General features: G+C 65.0%; 13 protein-coding genes. 9 read left to right on the top strand and 4 right to left on the bottom strand.

Features of this window, described 5'->3' with window-relative positions; all coding sequences use genetic code 11:
- The first annotated feature begins 97 nt into the window (after positions 1–97).
- From urtA to ACQR03_RS21520, 7 genes are all read left to right on the top strand, one after another.
- Positions 98–1,360 (top strand): urea ABC transporter substrate-binding protein, encoded by a 1,263-nt coding sequence (urtA, locus tag ACQR03_RS21490; protein WP_315750826.1) that lies wholly within the window; start codon positions 98–100, stop codon positions 1,358–1,360.
- Positions 1,361–1,601: 241 nt separating this feature from the next.
- Positions 1,602–2,528 (top strand): urea ABC transporter permease subunit UrtB, encoded by a 927-nt coding sequence (gene urtB, locus ACQR03_RS21495; RefSeq protein ID WP_315751133.1) that lies wholly within the window; start codon positions 1,602–1,604, stop codon positions 2,526–2,528.
- 39 nt (positions 2,529–2,567) lie between these two features.
- The gene (urtC, locus tag ACQR03_RS21500; protein WP_315751134.1) at positions 2,568–3,707 is read left to right on the top strand and encodes an urea ABC transporter permease subunit UrtC; all 1,140 of its coding nucleotides are present in this window, start codon (positions 2,568–2,570) and stop codon (positions 3,705–3,707) included.
- Between the two features lie 10 nt (positions 3,708–3,717).
- Positions 3,718–4,473, top strand: coding sequence for an urea ABC transporter ATP-binding protein UrtD (urtD, locus tag ACQR03_RS21505; RefSeq protein WP_315751135.1), 756 nt, complete (start codon positions 3,718–3,720; stop codon positions 4,471–4,473).
- Between the two features lie 203 nt (positions 4,474–4,676).
- Positions 4,677–5,366, top strand: a complete 690-nt coding sequence (urtE, locus tag ACQR03_RS21510; RefSeq protein ID WP_315751136.1) for an urea ABC transporter ATP-binding subunit UrtE — start codon at positions 4,677–4,679, stop codon at positions 5,364–5,366.
- A 36-nt stretch (positions 5,367–5,402) separates the two neighbouring features.
- On the top strand, positions 5,403–6,632 hold the full coding sequence (gene fmdA / locus ACQR03_RS21515) for a formamidase (RefSeq protein ID WP_316226994.1): 1,230 nt from the start codon (positions 5,403–5,405) through the stop codon (positions 6,630–6,632).
- A 96-nt stretch (positions 6,633–6,728) separates the two neighbouring features.
- Entirely contained in the window at positions 6,729–7,070 is a 342-nt protein-coding gene (locus tag ACQR03_RS21520) for an FmdB family zinc ribbon protein (RefSeq protein ID WP_316169877.1), read from the top strand.
- A gap of 29 nt (positions 7,071–7,099) precedes the next feature.
- Here ACQR03_RS21520 and ACQR03_RS21525 read toward each other — a convergent pair whose 3' ends face one another.
- The 4 genes from ACQR03_RS21525 to ACQR03_RS21540 all read right to left on the bottom strand — a co-directional run bounded on the left by ACQR03_RS21525 (position 7,100) and on the right by ACQR03_RS21540 (position 11,749).
- The gene (locus ACQR03_RS21525; protein WP_315827911.1) at positions 7,100–7,924 is read right to left on the bottom strand and encodes an MlaD family protein; all 825 of its coding nucleotides are present in this window, start codon (positions 7,922–7,924) and stop codon (positions 7,100–7,102) included.
- 57 nt (positions 7,925–7,981) lie between these two features.
- A complete protein-coding gene (locus tag ACQR03_RS21530) occupies positions 7,982–8,698 on the bottom strand; it encodes a DUF1614 domain-containing protein (protein ID WP_316165663.1) in 717 nt (238 codons plus the stop codon).
- A 113-nt stretch (positions 8,699–8,811) separates the two neighbouring features.
- Positions 8,812–9,381: a class GN sortase gene (locus tag ACQR03_RS21535; protein WP_316201967.1), complete on the bottom strand. Its 570-nt coding sequence runs from the start codon at positions 9,379–9,381 to the stop codon at positions 8,812–8,814.
- Between the two features lie 100 nt (positions 9,382–9,481).
- Positions 9,482–11,749, bottom strand: coding sequence for a marine proteobacterial sortase target protein (locus ACQR03_RS21540; protein ID WP_434841856.1), 2,268 nt, complete (start codon positions 11,747–11,749; stop codon positions 9,482–9,484).
- Between ACQR03_RS21540 and ACQR03_RS21545 the strand changes: the two genes are divergently transcribed.
- Positions 11,682–11,882, top strand: coding sequence for a hypothetical protein (locus ACQR03_RS21545; RefSeq protein ID WP_316227008.1), 201 nt, complete (start codon positions 11,682–11,684; stop codon positions 11,880–11,882). The two genes, ACQR03_RS21540 and ACQR03_RS21545, sit on opposite strands and share 68 nt — an antisense overlap.
- A gap of 67 nt (positions 11,883–11,949) precedes the next feature.
- Positions 11,950–12,723, top strand: coding sequence for a helix-turn-helix domain-containing protein (locus ACQR03_RS21550; protein ID WP_316226990.1), 774 nt, complete (start codon positions 11,950–11,952; stop codon positions 12,721–12,723).
- The last annotated feature ends 214 nt before the right edge of the window (positions 12,724–12,937 follow it).

A 12,937-nucleotide genomic window follows, 5' to 3' on the forward strand; every position in this document is an offset into this window, starting at 1 on the left:
GCAGTATACGCAATCTTGCGTATCCGTGCGTTGCACAAAGCGCGCCATCCTTCGTCTGACCCAACGCGTGTCCTCGAACCAAATGAATGGGGTGCTCATGTCAGACGAAACGAAAAAGGGCCTGAAGTCGCCGCTTCGGCGGCAGTTGCTGATGGGAATGGCCGCGATCCCGGCGCTGGCCATGATGCCGCGGCCGTCCTTCGGCGCCGGCCCCGCAACCTCCGCTGTCAACACCACCGGCCTTGCAGTCACGGATAGCGAAGTCACCGTCGGTATTCTGCATTCGGTCACAGGCACCATGGCGATCTCCGAGACCGGGTCAGTGCAGGCCGAGAAGCTCGCGATCGAGCAGATCAATGCCGCGGGCGGTGTGCTCGGCCGCAAGATCAAGTACATCCAGGAAGACGGCGCGTCCGACTGGCCGACCTTCGCCGAGAAGGCGAAGAAGCTGCTGGTCAACGACAAATGCGCCGCCGTGATGGGCTGCTGGACCTCTGCCTCGCGCAAGGCGGTGCTGCCGGTGTTCGAGCAGTACAACGGCATGCTGTACTACCCGACCTTCTACGAAGGCCTCGAGCAGTCCAAGAACGTCATCTACACCGGCCAGGAAGCCACCCAGCAGATCATCGCCGGCCTCGACTGGGTCAACAAGACCAAGGGCGCGAAGACCTTCTATCTGCTCGGCTCCGACTACATCTGGCCGCGCACCTCGAACAAGATCGCGCGCAAGCACATCGAGGGCCATCTGCAGGGCTGCAAGGTCGTCGGCGAGGAATACTTCCCGCTCGGCCACACCCAGTTCAATTCGGTCATCAACAAGATCAAGCTGACCAAGCCGGACGTGATCTACGCGATCATCGTCGGCGGCTCCAACGTCGCGTTCTACAAGCAGCTCAAGGCGGCCGGCATCGACATGTCGAAGCAGACGCTGCTCACCATCTCCGTGACCGAGGACGAAATCGACGGCATCGGCGGCGAGAACATCGCGGGCGCCTACGCCTGCATGAAGTACTTCCAGTCGCTCGACAATCCGAACAACAAGGCCTTCGTCGCCGAATTCAAGAAGATGTGGGGCGAGAAGACCGTCATCGGCGACGTGACGCAAGCCGCTTACCTCGGTCCGTGGCTGTGGAAGCTGACGGTGGAAAAGGCCGGCAGCTTCGACATCGACAAGGTCGCCGCCGCCTCGCCTGGCATCGAGTTCAAGGGCGCGCCGGAAGGCTACGTTCGGATCCACGAGAACCACCATCTCTGGTCCAAGACCCGCGTCGGCCGCGCCAAGGCGGATGGTCAGTATGAGCTGATCTACGAGACCGCCGACTTGGTCGAGCCCGATCCGTTTCCGAAGGGCTACCAGTGAGCTGATCTGTCGCGTCTCATAGCAACAGGCGAATGAGATCGCTGATGCTGCTGCGCGGGAAGTGCGCTCCCTCCCCCCTTGTGGGGGAGGGCTGGGGAGGGGGGGTACCCCACCCGCAGCTCGGCGCGGAGGCCCCCCTCCCTAGCCCTCCCCCACAAGGGGGGAGGGAGCGATCTTGGCTGCGGACACACTGTGCCGGCGCCGATCCATTTTGCAGCAGGGCATCACGAGAGGACGGATCATGTTCGGTGACTATTCCATCGGCGACCTCGGGGCCATCTTCGCGATGCAGGGCTTCGCGGGCCTCATCCTGTTTTCGGTCTATGTGCTGATGGCGCTGGGGCTTGCCATCATCTTCGGCCAGATGGGCGTCATCAACATGGCGCATGGCGAGTTCATGATCCTCGGCGCCTACGTCACCTGGATGACGTCGAACGCCTTCCAGCATTTCCTGCCCTCGTTGTTTCCTGGCTCCTTCTTCGTCGCGATGATCTTCGCCTTCATCGCCTCCGGATCCCTCGGCATGCTGGTCGAGTGGGCGATGATCCGCCGTCTCTACAGGCGGCCACTCGACACGCTGCTCGCCACCTGGGGTCTCAGCCTGATCCTGCAGCAGGCCTATCGTTCCGTGTTCGGCGCGCGCGAGGTCGGCGTCGAGTTGCCGGATTGGATGATGGGCTCTTGGCAGGCGACCGACGCCATCCAGATCCCAATCAACGGCATGTTCGTGATGTGCTTGACCATCCTGATCACGATCGTCGTGGCCTACGTGCTGTTCCTGTCGCGCTGGGGCAAGCAGGTGCGCGCTGTGGTGCAGAACCGCGTCATGGCGGGCGCCGTCGGCATCAACACCGAGAAAGTCGACCGCTACACCTTCGGCCTCGGCTGCGGCATCGCCGGGGTCGCCGGCTCCGCCTTCACCATGATCGGCTCGACCGGTCCGACCGCCGGACAGCTCTACATCGTCGATACGTTCCTGGTCGTCGTGTTCGGCGGCGCCGCCAGCCTGCTCGGTACCATCGCATCGGCCTTCACCATCTCCCAGGCGCAGTCGACCATGGAGTTCTTCATGTCCGGCTCGATGGCCAAGGTGCTCACGCTGTTGGCGATCGTCGCGATCCTGATGCTGCGCCCCCAGGGGCTGTTTGCCCTGAAGGTCCGCAAGTAGCCGAAACGCGCAGGGAATAGGGAATCAGAAGGCACGGTCATGATCATCAACACGCGCTTCTTCAACCGCTCCGAGCTCATCGGCTTCGCTTCGCTGCTGCTGCTGCTCGTCGTCATCCTGCCGCTGGCACTCGACATCTTCCGCCTCAACCTCGTCGCGAAGTATCTGACGTATTCCTTCGTCGCGATCGGCCTGGTGCTGTGCTGGGGCTATGGCGGCATTCTCAGCCTCGGGCAGGGCGTGTTCTTCGGCCTTGGCGGCTACTGCATGGCGATGTTCCTCAAGCTGGAAGCCTCCAGCGTCGCCAACACCAAGATCCAGTCGACGCCGGGCATTCCGGACTTCATGGATTGGAATCAGCTGACGCAGCTGCCGTTCTTCTGGAAGCCGTTCCAGAGTTTCCCGTTCGCGCTCGCCGCGATCATCCTGGTGCCGGCGATCTTCGCCTTCATCATCGGCGCTGCGATGTTCAAGCGGCGGGTCGGCGGCGTGTACTTCGCAATCATCACCCAGGCGATCGCGGCGATCATGACGATCCTGATCGTGGGACAGCAGGGTTACACCGGCGGCATCAACGGCATCACCGACCTGCGCACGCTGCACGGCTGGGACATCCGCACCGACCACGCCAAGTACATCCTCTACTTCGTCGAGGTGTTCTTCCTGTTCGCAGCGATCCTCGTCGCCCAGTTCATCCGGCTGACCAAGCTCGGCCGCATCCTGGTGGCGATGCGTGAGCAGGAGGACCGGGTCCGCTTCTCAGGCTACAGCGTCGCCAATTTCAAGATCTTTGCTTTCTGCGCGGCCGCCGTGTTCGCCGCAGTCGGCGGCGCGCTGTTCACCTTGGAAGTCGGCTTCATGTCGCCGTCCTTTGTCGGCATCGTGCCGTCGATCGAGATGGTGATCTACACCGCGGTCGGCGGCCGGCTCTCGATCTTCGGCGCGGTCTACGGCTCGCTCCTCGTCAACTTTGCCAAGACCAGCCTCTCGGAGACGTTCCCGCAGCTCTGGCTGTTTGGCCTGGGAGCGCTGTTCATCGCCGTCGTCCTCGCTTTCCCAAACGGCCTCGCCGGCATCTGGGGCGACTACGTGCAGCCGCGCATCGACAAGCTACTGGCCTCCCGCACCAAGAAATCCGGCAATGGCGGCCTCGTCGCCAACGGCGCCCCCGCAGAGTGAGGACACAGCGATGCTCATCGGTCATCAGCCCAAGGAATTCCTGCTCGCGGTCGAAGCGCTCACCGTGTCGTTCGACGGCTTCAAGGCGGTCAACGATCTCTCCTTCTATGTCGAGGAGAACGAGATCCGCGTGATCATCGGCCCGAACGGCGCAGGCAAGACCACTGTGCTCGACCTGATCTGCGGAAAGACCAAGGCGACCTCGGGCTCGATCCAGTTCCGCGGCAAGGAGCTGACGAAGCTGCGCGAGAACGAGATCGTCAAGGCCGGCGTCGGCCGCAAGTTCCAGACGCCGTCGGTGTTCGAGGATCTCACCGTGTTCGAGAATCTCGAGATCTCGTTTCCGCGCGGTCGCACCGTTTTCGGCTCGCTGACTTTCCAGCGTGACGCCGCAGTCAAGGATCGCGTCGAGGAGGTCGCCGAGATGATCTTCCTCAAGGATCGTCTCAAGACCTCGGCGGCCGTGCTCAGCCACGGTCAGAAGCAGTGGCTCGAGATCGGCATGCTGCTGATCCAGAACCCGGACCTTCTGATGCTCGACGAGCCCGTCGCCGGCATGAGCGTCAGCGAGCGCGCCAAGACCGCCGAGCTGCTGAATCGCATCATCAAGGACCGCTCGGTGCTCGTCATCGAGCACGACATGAAGTTCGTCGAGGACATTGCTCACAAGGTCACCGTGCTGCACCAGGGCCAGATCCTGTCCGAGGGCACGATGGAGCGGGTCAAGAACGACCCCAAGGTCGTCGAAGTCTATCTGGGGCACTGAGCCGATGCTCGGGAAATCGCTCGATCCACACCCTCGCTGCGCCCCCCCTCCCCCTTGCGGGGAGGGGTCGGGGGTGGGGGTCCACACGGGCAGTCTCGCCCGGAGCCCCCCCTCCCCAACCCTCCCCCACAAGGGGGGAGGGAGCTTAGTGCCAATGCCGCTCGATCGGCCGTCTCACTCCCTCTTGCATAGGAAGATATCCGATGCTCGCAATCTCCGATCTCCATGTCGCCTATGGCCAGAGCGAGGTGCTGCATGGCCTGAACGTCAAGGTCGCGCCCAACGAGATCGTTGCGATCATGGGGCGCAACGGCATGGGCAAGACCACGCTGATGAAGTCGCTGATGGGCATCCTGCCGGCCAAGAGCGGTTCGATCGCGATGGACGGCGCCGAGCTCGCAAGCCTGAAGAGCTATGAGCGTGTCGCCAAGGGCCTCGCTTACGTGCCGCAGGGCCGCATGATCTTCTCGACCATGACGGTGAAGGAGAACATCGAGACCGGGCTCGTCGTGTCCGGCGGGTCCGAGGTGCCCGGCGACATCTACGAGCTGTTCCCGGTGCTGCTCGAGATGAAGGGACGCCGTGGCGGCAATCTCTCCGGCGGCCAGCAGCAGCAGCTCGCGATCGCGCGCGCGCTCGCCACCAAGCCGAAGGTGCTGCTGCTCGACGAGCCGACCGAGGGCATCCAGCCGTCGATCATCAAGGAGATGGCGCGCACCCTGAAGCGCATCCGCGACGAGAAGGGGTTGTCGATCGTCGTCTCCGAGCAGGTGCTGAGCTTTGCGCTCGACATCGCCGACCGCGTGCTGGTGATCGAGAACGGCGAGATCGTCCGCGACGATCCGCGCGACCAGGTCGATGCTGCGCAGGTCTCGAAATATCTGTCCGTCTAACCACTCCGTGCAAGCAAGTAACAAGGGGAGCTTCTGATGCCTGACACACTGATCAAGGTCGATCTGACCAAATCGGCCTACGAGAACGACAAGGTCCACAACCGCTGGCACCCGGACATTCCGATGGTGGAGTGGGTCAATCCGGGTGACGACTTCATCATCGAGACCTATGACTGGACCGGCGGCTTCATCAAGAACAACGACTCCGCCGACGACGTGCGCGACATCGATTTGTCGATCGTGCACTTCCTGTCGGGCCCGATCGGTGTCAAGGGCGCCGAGCCGGGCGACCTCCTGGTCGTCGACCTGCTCGATGTCGGTCCGCTGAAGGAGAGCCTGTGGGGCTTCAACGGCTTCTTCTCCAAGCAAAACGGCGGCGGCTTCCTGACCGACCATTTCCCGCTGGCGCAGAAGTCGATCTGGGACATCAAGGGCCTCTATACCTCGTCGCGCCACGTGCCCGGCGTGAACTTCGCTGGCCTCATCCATCCCGGCCTGATCGGCTGTCTGCCCGATCCGAAGCTGCTCGCGACCTGGAACGAGCGCGAGACCGCGCTGATCGCCACCAACCCGACCCGCGTGCCCGGCCTTGCCAACCCGCCGTTCGCGCCGACCGCGCATGCCGGCCAGGCCAAGGGCGACGTCAAGGCCAAGATCGGCGCCGAGGGCGCCCGCACCGTGCCGCCGCGCGAGCATGGCGGCAATTGCGACATCAAGGACCTGTCGCGCGGCTCGAAGATCTACTTCCCGGTCTACGTGCCCGGCGGCGGCCTCTCGATGGGCGACCTGCACTTCAGCCAGGGCGACGGTGAGATCACCTTCTGCGGCGCCATCGAGATGGCGGGCTGGCTGCACATCAAGGTCGACGTCATCAAGGATGGTGTAGCGAAGTACGGCATCAAGAACCCGATCTTCAAGCCGTCGCCGATCACGCCCAATTATCGCGACTACCTGATCTTCGAGGGCATCTCGGTCGACGAGGCCGGCAAGCAGCACTATCTGGACGTCCACATCGCCTATCGCCAGGCGTGTCTCAACGCCATCGAGTACCTGAAGAAGTTCGGCTACTCCGGCGCCCAGGCCTATTCGATCCTCGGCACCGCGCCGGTGCAGGGCCACATCTCCGGCGTGGTCGACGTGCCCAACGCCTGCGCCACCTTGTGGCTGCCGACCGAGATCTTCGACTTCGACGTGATGCCGTCGTCGGCGGGTCCGATCAAGCACATCAAGGGCGACATCCAGATGCCGATCTCGCCGGACAAATAGCGGTCTCCCTGCGCGATGGGTGCGGGACGGCAGCGTATCGGCCGCCCCGCATCCGCCGCGTGAGATGGAGATGATTGTTGCGCAGGAGAAGAGACGATGCCGGTCTATGAATATCTCTGTGATGCATGCGGTCCGTTCACGGACATGCGTCCGATGGCGGAATGTGATGATCCGCAGGTCTGTCCGCAATGCCAGGACATGGCGCCGCGCGTGATCCTCACCGCGCCCGCCTTCGCCTGCATGCCGGCGGAGCGGCGCACGGCGCATGCCACCAACGAGCGCAGCCGTCACGCGCCGCAGACGGTGGCCGAGTACAAGGCCAAACACGGTGCAGGCTGCGGCTGCTGCGGGCCTAAGAAATCGCCGCGGCTGATGACCAAGACCAGGAGCGGCGCCAAGGGCTTTCCGACGGCGCGGCCCTGGATGATCAGCCACTGAACGAACGCGAGGGGCGGCGCGTCCGCCCCTCAGCGTGACGCCGGCACGCGGCGCGGACCCGGACCCGCCGGCTGGCCGCCGAACTTGACGGTCATCGCATTGGCGCCGTCGCTGATGTCGACCAGCGTCTTGCGGCTGTCGTCGATCACCTTGGCAGATTTGCGCTTGAAGCCGTCGACCAGCTCGCGCATCGACTTGATCTGGTCGAACAGCTGGCCGGGATTGCCGTCGGCAAATCCGGGAATGGCGCCGTCGATCTTGGTCACGAGCGTGTCGAAGCCCTTGAAGATGTCCTCGGCCTTGTCGATCGCGGAATCGAACGCCGCGGTCTTGGCCTGCAGCGAGGCGGTCTCGCTCTCGAAGCTCTGTAGCGCCTCCTTGATGGCCGGCGCATTGCTGACGACGTATTTGTCGATGTTGTGCACCGTCTCGACCATCGTCTCCTGGTCCTTGAGATCGGCCGTCAGCACCGGCACGCCGTCGCGATCGAGCGGCACCGGCGGCGCCGTCGGCGCGCCGCCGACCAGCGAGATCGCGGCGATGCCGGTCAGGCCCTGGAACTCGATGCCGGCGGTGGTGTCCTTGCGGATCGGCGCGGACTTGTCGAGCGTGATCATGGCAACGATCTTGCGCGGGCTTTCCAGATTGATCGACAGGATCTGCCCGGCCTGCACGCCGTCGAAATTCACCGGCCCGCCCTTGCGCAGGCCCGCCGCCGAGCCGCCGTCGAACACGACGCGCATCATGCTGCGCTGCTCGGCGATGCGATGCTTCTGCTTGATCAGGACGCCGCTGATCCCGGCCGCGACGGCCGCGATCGTCAGGGTTCCCACGATGAGATTAATCGCGCGCATTCCGTGCCCACTGCTGCCTCTGCTCGATTTTAGCCGCTATGTCTCCTGGTTGAAAGCTCAGCGCGCAAGGCCCGGCCGGGAGGGCGCGGCGAGGCCGGCCAGCAGCACCGCCAGGATACCGGTGAGAAAAATGCCATCGAACGTCCCGGCACCGCCGATCGAGGCCACGGGCGCGCCGAGGCTGCCGATCTTGTCGAGGTTCATCAGGTCGGCGCCGACCAGCGTGCCCATCGAGCCGCCGATATAGGCCAGCGGCGCGGCATATTCGCGCGACAGCAGGAACGCCAGGATCGCGGTCACGACAACCGGCGCGAACACCGGCACGGCGATGCCGACGCCCTGCACCGGCGTCGCCATCGCGTGGATGATCACGGCGATCACCAGCACCGCGATCGCGGCGCGCAGCCAGAGCTGGTAGCGCAGCATGAGATAGGTCGACATGATCGTCGGGATCACGGCGCCGCCGACATTCACAGCGAGCAGGGTGCCGGGCCATTGATGCACCAGCGGCACGACATATTGCATGCCGAAAAAGTCGATGATCTCGCCGGAGCGCGCGACCTGCCCGGGCAGCATGGTGATCGGAATGTTGAAATAGCTGCCGACCAGCGAGCCGAACAGCAGCAGCATCGCCGTGCCCGAGCTGACGCCGAGCTTCATGTAGGCGTAGCGCAGGATGCCGAGCTGGATCAGGACGATCAGGACGCCGAACGCCAGCACCAAGATGGCGAAGAAGGCCGGCGTGATTGGCAGATACTGGACCTGGGAATGCATGTCGGAAGCGCTTGGGTGTGAGCCTTGCTGAGCCCGTGGGATCATCCCACGGGAGCGGCAGGGTGACAAATGGGCATTCGTCGCCTGGTTCCCAAGAACGGCCATGCTCGTGTTCATTTGCCCGCAGCGATCATTGTGGCGTGCAGCACATAACGCTCCGGCCCCGGTGTCAGGGCGTCGAATGGCCAGCAGGTCGATAGCACCAGTTCGGCGCTGTCGGTCCCTGGATCGATCCCCGAGGCATCGAAGCGCACCACACGGGCGGCGTCGGCGCGATAGCGGAACGTCTTGCCGTCACGCCTGACGATGTCGATCTCGTCGCCGATTTTGATGTCGCGCAGGAAGCGGAAATGCGTGTCGCGGTGCGCGGAGTACACCGCGACGCCCGGCTCGCCCGGCTCGGCGCTGCCTTCGACATGGCCGGCACCGAAGGCGAGCGCCTGGCCGCTGGAGCCGGCCAGCGCGATGGTGGAGACGCCGAGGCGCTTCACTTCGATGCGCGCCACCGGGACCGTGTCGGCCCAGGACCAGGGCTTGGCGGCATGGCCGGTCGCAACGGTCTGGCTGAACGCGCGGTCGAGCAGCACTTGCGCGAGAACGGCCTTGGCGTGGATGAAGGCGCCGTGGCCGAACAGGATGACGCCGAGCAGTGCTATCGCGAGAGGGATGACGAAGCGGGGCATTCTCTCTCCTCCCGTCATTGCGAGGAGCGAAGCGACGAAGCAATCCAGAGTCGGGTTCTGAGCCCTGGATTGCTTCGCTTCGCTCGCAATGACGTGCTCCTTAGTTGGCAACTCGTCGCCTGATCGCGACGAGCCAAATGAGTTCGAGCATCAGCACGCCTAGTCCCAGCAGCATGCTCAGCTCCGCATCGGTCGCCGTCTTCGGCAAGGTGATCGTCGCGGGCGACGCTGGCACCACCGGTCGCTTCACCGCGGCGAGCTGGACGTCGCCGTTGGCCTCAGCGCGGCGCTCGTTCTGCATTGCCGGCACCCGGCCGTGCTCGCCGAACACCTTCTCGAAGTCCCAGCCGGCCGGCAGGTTGATCGGCAACTCGGCGAGCCTCAGCGGCTCGCCGTCGGGACGGCGCGGCGTCTTGTCGACGGCGACGAGGCTGGTCAGGCGTGTCACCAACCGATGCTCCAGCGCCAGCTTGAGAATGGCGCCGTCGGCTTCCTCCGGCGTCATCTGCCGCATGGTCCTGGCCACCTCGGCGTCGCCGATCTTGCGCCGCGCCCACAGTTTGGACAGACCCTTGCCCTCGGCCGCGCCGGCCAGCGGCAACGTGATGGTCCATGGCTGGTCGCCGATGCGGCCCTTGAGCTGCAGCGATCCGGCGAGACGGTCGATCTTGGCGGCGAGCACGAGCGGCTCGTTGCGATAGACGTCCGGCAGCACGGCTGGCGTGAGATCGGCGGAGGCTTCCGAAAAGCTCGCGCTGAGCCCGGTCACGACCGGGTTCTCGAGCTTGGCGAAGAGATCGCGCATGCGCCCCTCGACCTGCTCGACCGAGCCGATATGGGTGAAGGCGCCGCGGCCAAGCTCTGAGGCGCGGGTCATCAGGTAGGTGTTCGGCGCCGAGCCGATGCCGACCATGAAGATGCGCGAGCGGCCGCGCATTGCGGTGATGGTCTCGAATAGCTGCTGCTCGTTGCCGATGGCGCCGTCGGTGAGGAATACCACCTGTCGCACGCGGTCGCTGTCGCTGCCATCATCGGTCAGCGCCGCGCGCATCGCCGGCACCATCTCGGTGCCGCCGCGCGCGTCCAGCGAACTCACGTAGCTGGTGGCGCTACCGACATGCTCGGCATCGGCCGGCACAGAGGCGGGGAAGAGCACCGTCATGGTGTCGTCGAAGCGGATCACGTTGAAGCGATCGTTCGGCTGCAGCCGTCCCAGCGCATAGAGCAGGCTGGCCTTGGCCTGGCGGATCGAGGTGCCGCCCATCGAGCCGGAATTGTCGATCACGAAGATGACGTCGCGCGGCTGCGGGCGCTGCGCCGTTGCAGCCACCGCCGGCGGCGTGACGAAGGCGAGCAGATAGTCGGCATCGCCGACCTGCTCGTGAAACAGCCCGACCGACGGCATCGTCGCAGCGGCCGGCTTCCAGGTCAGCTCGAAGTCGCGGTCGGCCGGCACCACGCCCTCGGCCAGGGTGACGACTCGCGTCTTCGCATCGGGGCTGTCGATCGTCACCTGGTGATGGTGGCTCTTGACCTCGCCGAGCGCGAAGCCGGCCTGCAGCCGCACCGCGATCCTGGTTGGATTGACCGGATCATTCTTGGCCGGATCGAGCACCTCCGGGGAGATGCGGTTGCGGTCCGGTACCGGATCGTTCGCAGCGGCGCCCCAGCCGTTGCCGCCCGGGCGCAAATCGACGCTCTGCACGATCGGCGCCGGATTGTAGCGCGGCGCGACGACCAGCGGCACCCGCAGCGAGAATTCGCCGCCACTCTGTGCCACCGGCTGCTGATATTCGATCTGCACCAGCACGGTCTCGCCGGGGCCGATATTGGCGAGCGAGTTGGTGAAGATGTTCGGCCGCTCCTGCTCGGTCAGCGCCGCGGTCTTGCCGTCGCGCTTGGCCTGCTCGTAGATCACCTTGGCCTGTTCGCGCGGCTTGATGTCGCCGACCACGACGCGGTCGCCGACAATCATCTTCAGCGTGTCCACCGCGCTGTCCGGCGGCAGCGGATAGACATAGACCGCCTCCATCCATTGCGAGCTCGTGTTCTTGAACAGTTGCGTCACGCGCGCCCGCGCCGTCGGCCCCGACACGACGATATCGACATCGATGCCGAGCCGCGGCGCCTCGGCGTAACCGGCGTCGCTCTTGAACAGCAGCGCCCCGGAGCGGGCATCGCCCGGCCTGGTCAGCGGCGCCAGCGGCCCTTCGGCGGACCAGCCAGGGGTGACGCTGAGAAACAGCGCCGTGAAGCCGACCAGCAGCACGGCGGCGGCCTGCAGCAGCAGGAATAGCAGCATGGTCACGATCCACGACCGGACCGGATGGGTGCTGCTTCTGATATCGTGGTCCATCGTCTCGCTCATCATTGGCTCCGCAACGAACAATTTCGGCATCCCGACACTGAGCGCAGCGCGTCAGCGCCGCGAGCGGAATGGTCGGTCTTGTTCGGCCGCCGCCCGCCTGCGCATGTCCGGTGGTGATCGAGAGCGCGGCTGATCTGTCCGGGTTTGTGCCGATTTGTCCGTCTGCTAGAAGAGGTACGCATCACGCGGCAGGGGACAGGATGTCGAACCCGGACAACAGCGAGCTTTCCGACGAACAGAGCCGGCAGGTCGCGGAGACCATCCGCGAGGAGATCGCGCGGCGCCGGATGTCGCGGCAGGCGCTGGCGGAGCAGGCCAAGCTGAGCCTCTCGACCCTGGAGAAGGCCCTCGGCGGCCGCCGCCCGTTCACGCTCGCTACCATCGTCCGGCTCGAGCAGGCGCTCGGCATGTCCCTGCGCAAGCCGCCGAGTGCACCTCTCGCCGCACCTGCCGCAAGCGGCGGCATTGCGCCCGACAGCCTCGGCTCCTATTCGCGGCGGGCTGTGGAGTGGATCGAGGGCACCTACGTCACCTTGCGGCCGTCATTCGGCGACAAGGACGCCGTCTATGCGTACCGCACCGACATCGTCTGGGACGATGCGGCGTCGTCGCTGGTGTTTCGCGAGGGCGCGCGGCTCGATGCGGCGTTCACGCAGTTCGGCGAGGTCGCCGTGCCCAACCAGTCCGGCTTCGTCTACCTCGTCACCAACCGCCACGGCCAGCACCGGCTGATCACGGTGTCGCGTCCCACCATTACCGGCGAGATGTACGGCATCATCACGACCCTGCTCGCCGGCCGCGGCTCGCTGCTGACACCGATCGCCGCGCCGATCGCGCTGCTGCCGCTGCGCAATGTCGATGAGCCGAGCTTCGGCCGGCTCGGCGCGGATGACCGGCACTACCCGCTGTATCGCGAGCACCTGCGCAAGACGGTCGAGGAGCCGTTCGCGCTGTTCGTGCAGGGCGTGCCGTGACGTGTTGGGCGCAAAACTCACCACCGTCATTGCGAGGAGCGAAGCGACGAAGCAATCCAGAGTCTCGCACTCAGCCTGGATTGCTTCGCTTCACTCGCAATGACGGAGCATGTTGGGGGGGCGGCATCGCCTCAACGCACCCCCGTCATCCCGGCGAACGCCGTGATCCATAACCATAGGGCGTGGGTTGAGGCAGGATAGTCATGAGCATCTC

It is taken from the genome of Bradyrhizobium sp. HKCCYLS3070 (assembly GCF_051167575.1).
Lineage (GTDB): Bacteria > Pseudomonadota > Alphaproteobacteria > Rhizobiales > Xanthobacteraceae > Bradyrhizobium.

Bases quoted from the DNA above. Each gene is read 5' to 3' on its own strand.
- urtA (WP_315750826.1), top strand. From the start codon at position 98: ATGTCAGACGAAACGAAAAAGGGCCTGAAGTCGCCGCTTCGGCGGCAG.
- urtB (WP_315751133.1), top strand. From the start codon at position 1,602: ATGTTCGGTGACTATTCCATCGGCGACCTCGGGGCCATCTTCGCGATG.
- urtC (WP_315751134.1), top strand. From the start codon at position 2,568: ATGATCATCAACACGCGCTTCTTCAACCGCTCCGAGCTCATCGGCTTC.
- urtD (WP_315751135.1), top strand. From the start codon at position 3,718: ATGCTCATCGGTCATCAGCCCAAGGAATTCCTGCTCGCGGTCGAAGCG.
- urtE (WP_315751136.1), top strand. From the start codon at position 4,677: ATGCTCGCAATCTCCGATCTCCATGTCGCCTATGGCCAGAGCGAGGTG.
- fmdA (WP_316226994.1), top strand. From the start codon at position 5,403: ATGCCTGACACACTGATCAAGGTCGATCTGACCAAATCGGCCTACGAG.
- ACQR03_RS21520 (WP_316169877.1), top strand. From the start codon at position 6,729: ATGCCGGTCTATGAATATCTCTGTGATGCATGCGGTCCGTTCACGGAC.
- ACQR03_RS21525 (WP_315827911.1), bottom strand. From the start codon at position 7,924: ATGCGCGCGATTAATCTCATCGTGGGAACCCTGACGATCGCGGCCGTC.
- ACQR03_RS21530 (WP_316165663.1), bottom strand. From the start codon at position 8,698: ATGCATTCCCAGGTCCAGTATCTGCCAATCACGCCGGCCTTCTTCGCC.
- ACQR03_RS21535 (WP_316201967.1), bottom strand. From the start codon at position 9,381: ATGCCCCGCTTCGTCATCCCTCTCGCGATAGCACTGCTCGGCGTCATC.
- ACQR03_RS21545 (WP_316227008.1), top strand. From the start codon at position 11,682: ATGGTCACGATCCACGACCGGACCGGATGGGTGCTGCTTCTGATATCG.
- ACQR03_RS21540 (WP_434841856.1), bottom strand. From the start codon at position 11,749: ATGAGCGAGACGATGGACCACGATATCAGAAGCAGCACCCATCCGGTC.
- ACQR03_RS21550 (WP_316226990.1), top strand. From the start codon at position 11,950: ATGTCGAACCCGGACAACAGCGAGCTTTCCGACGAACAGAGCCGGCAG.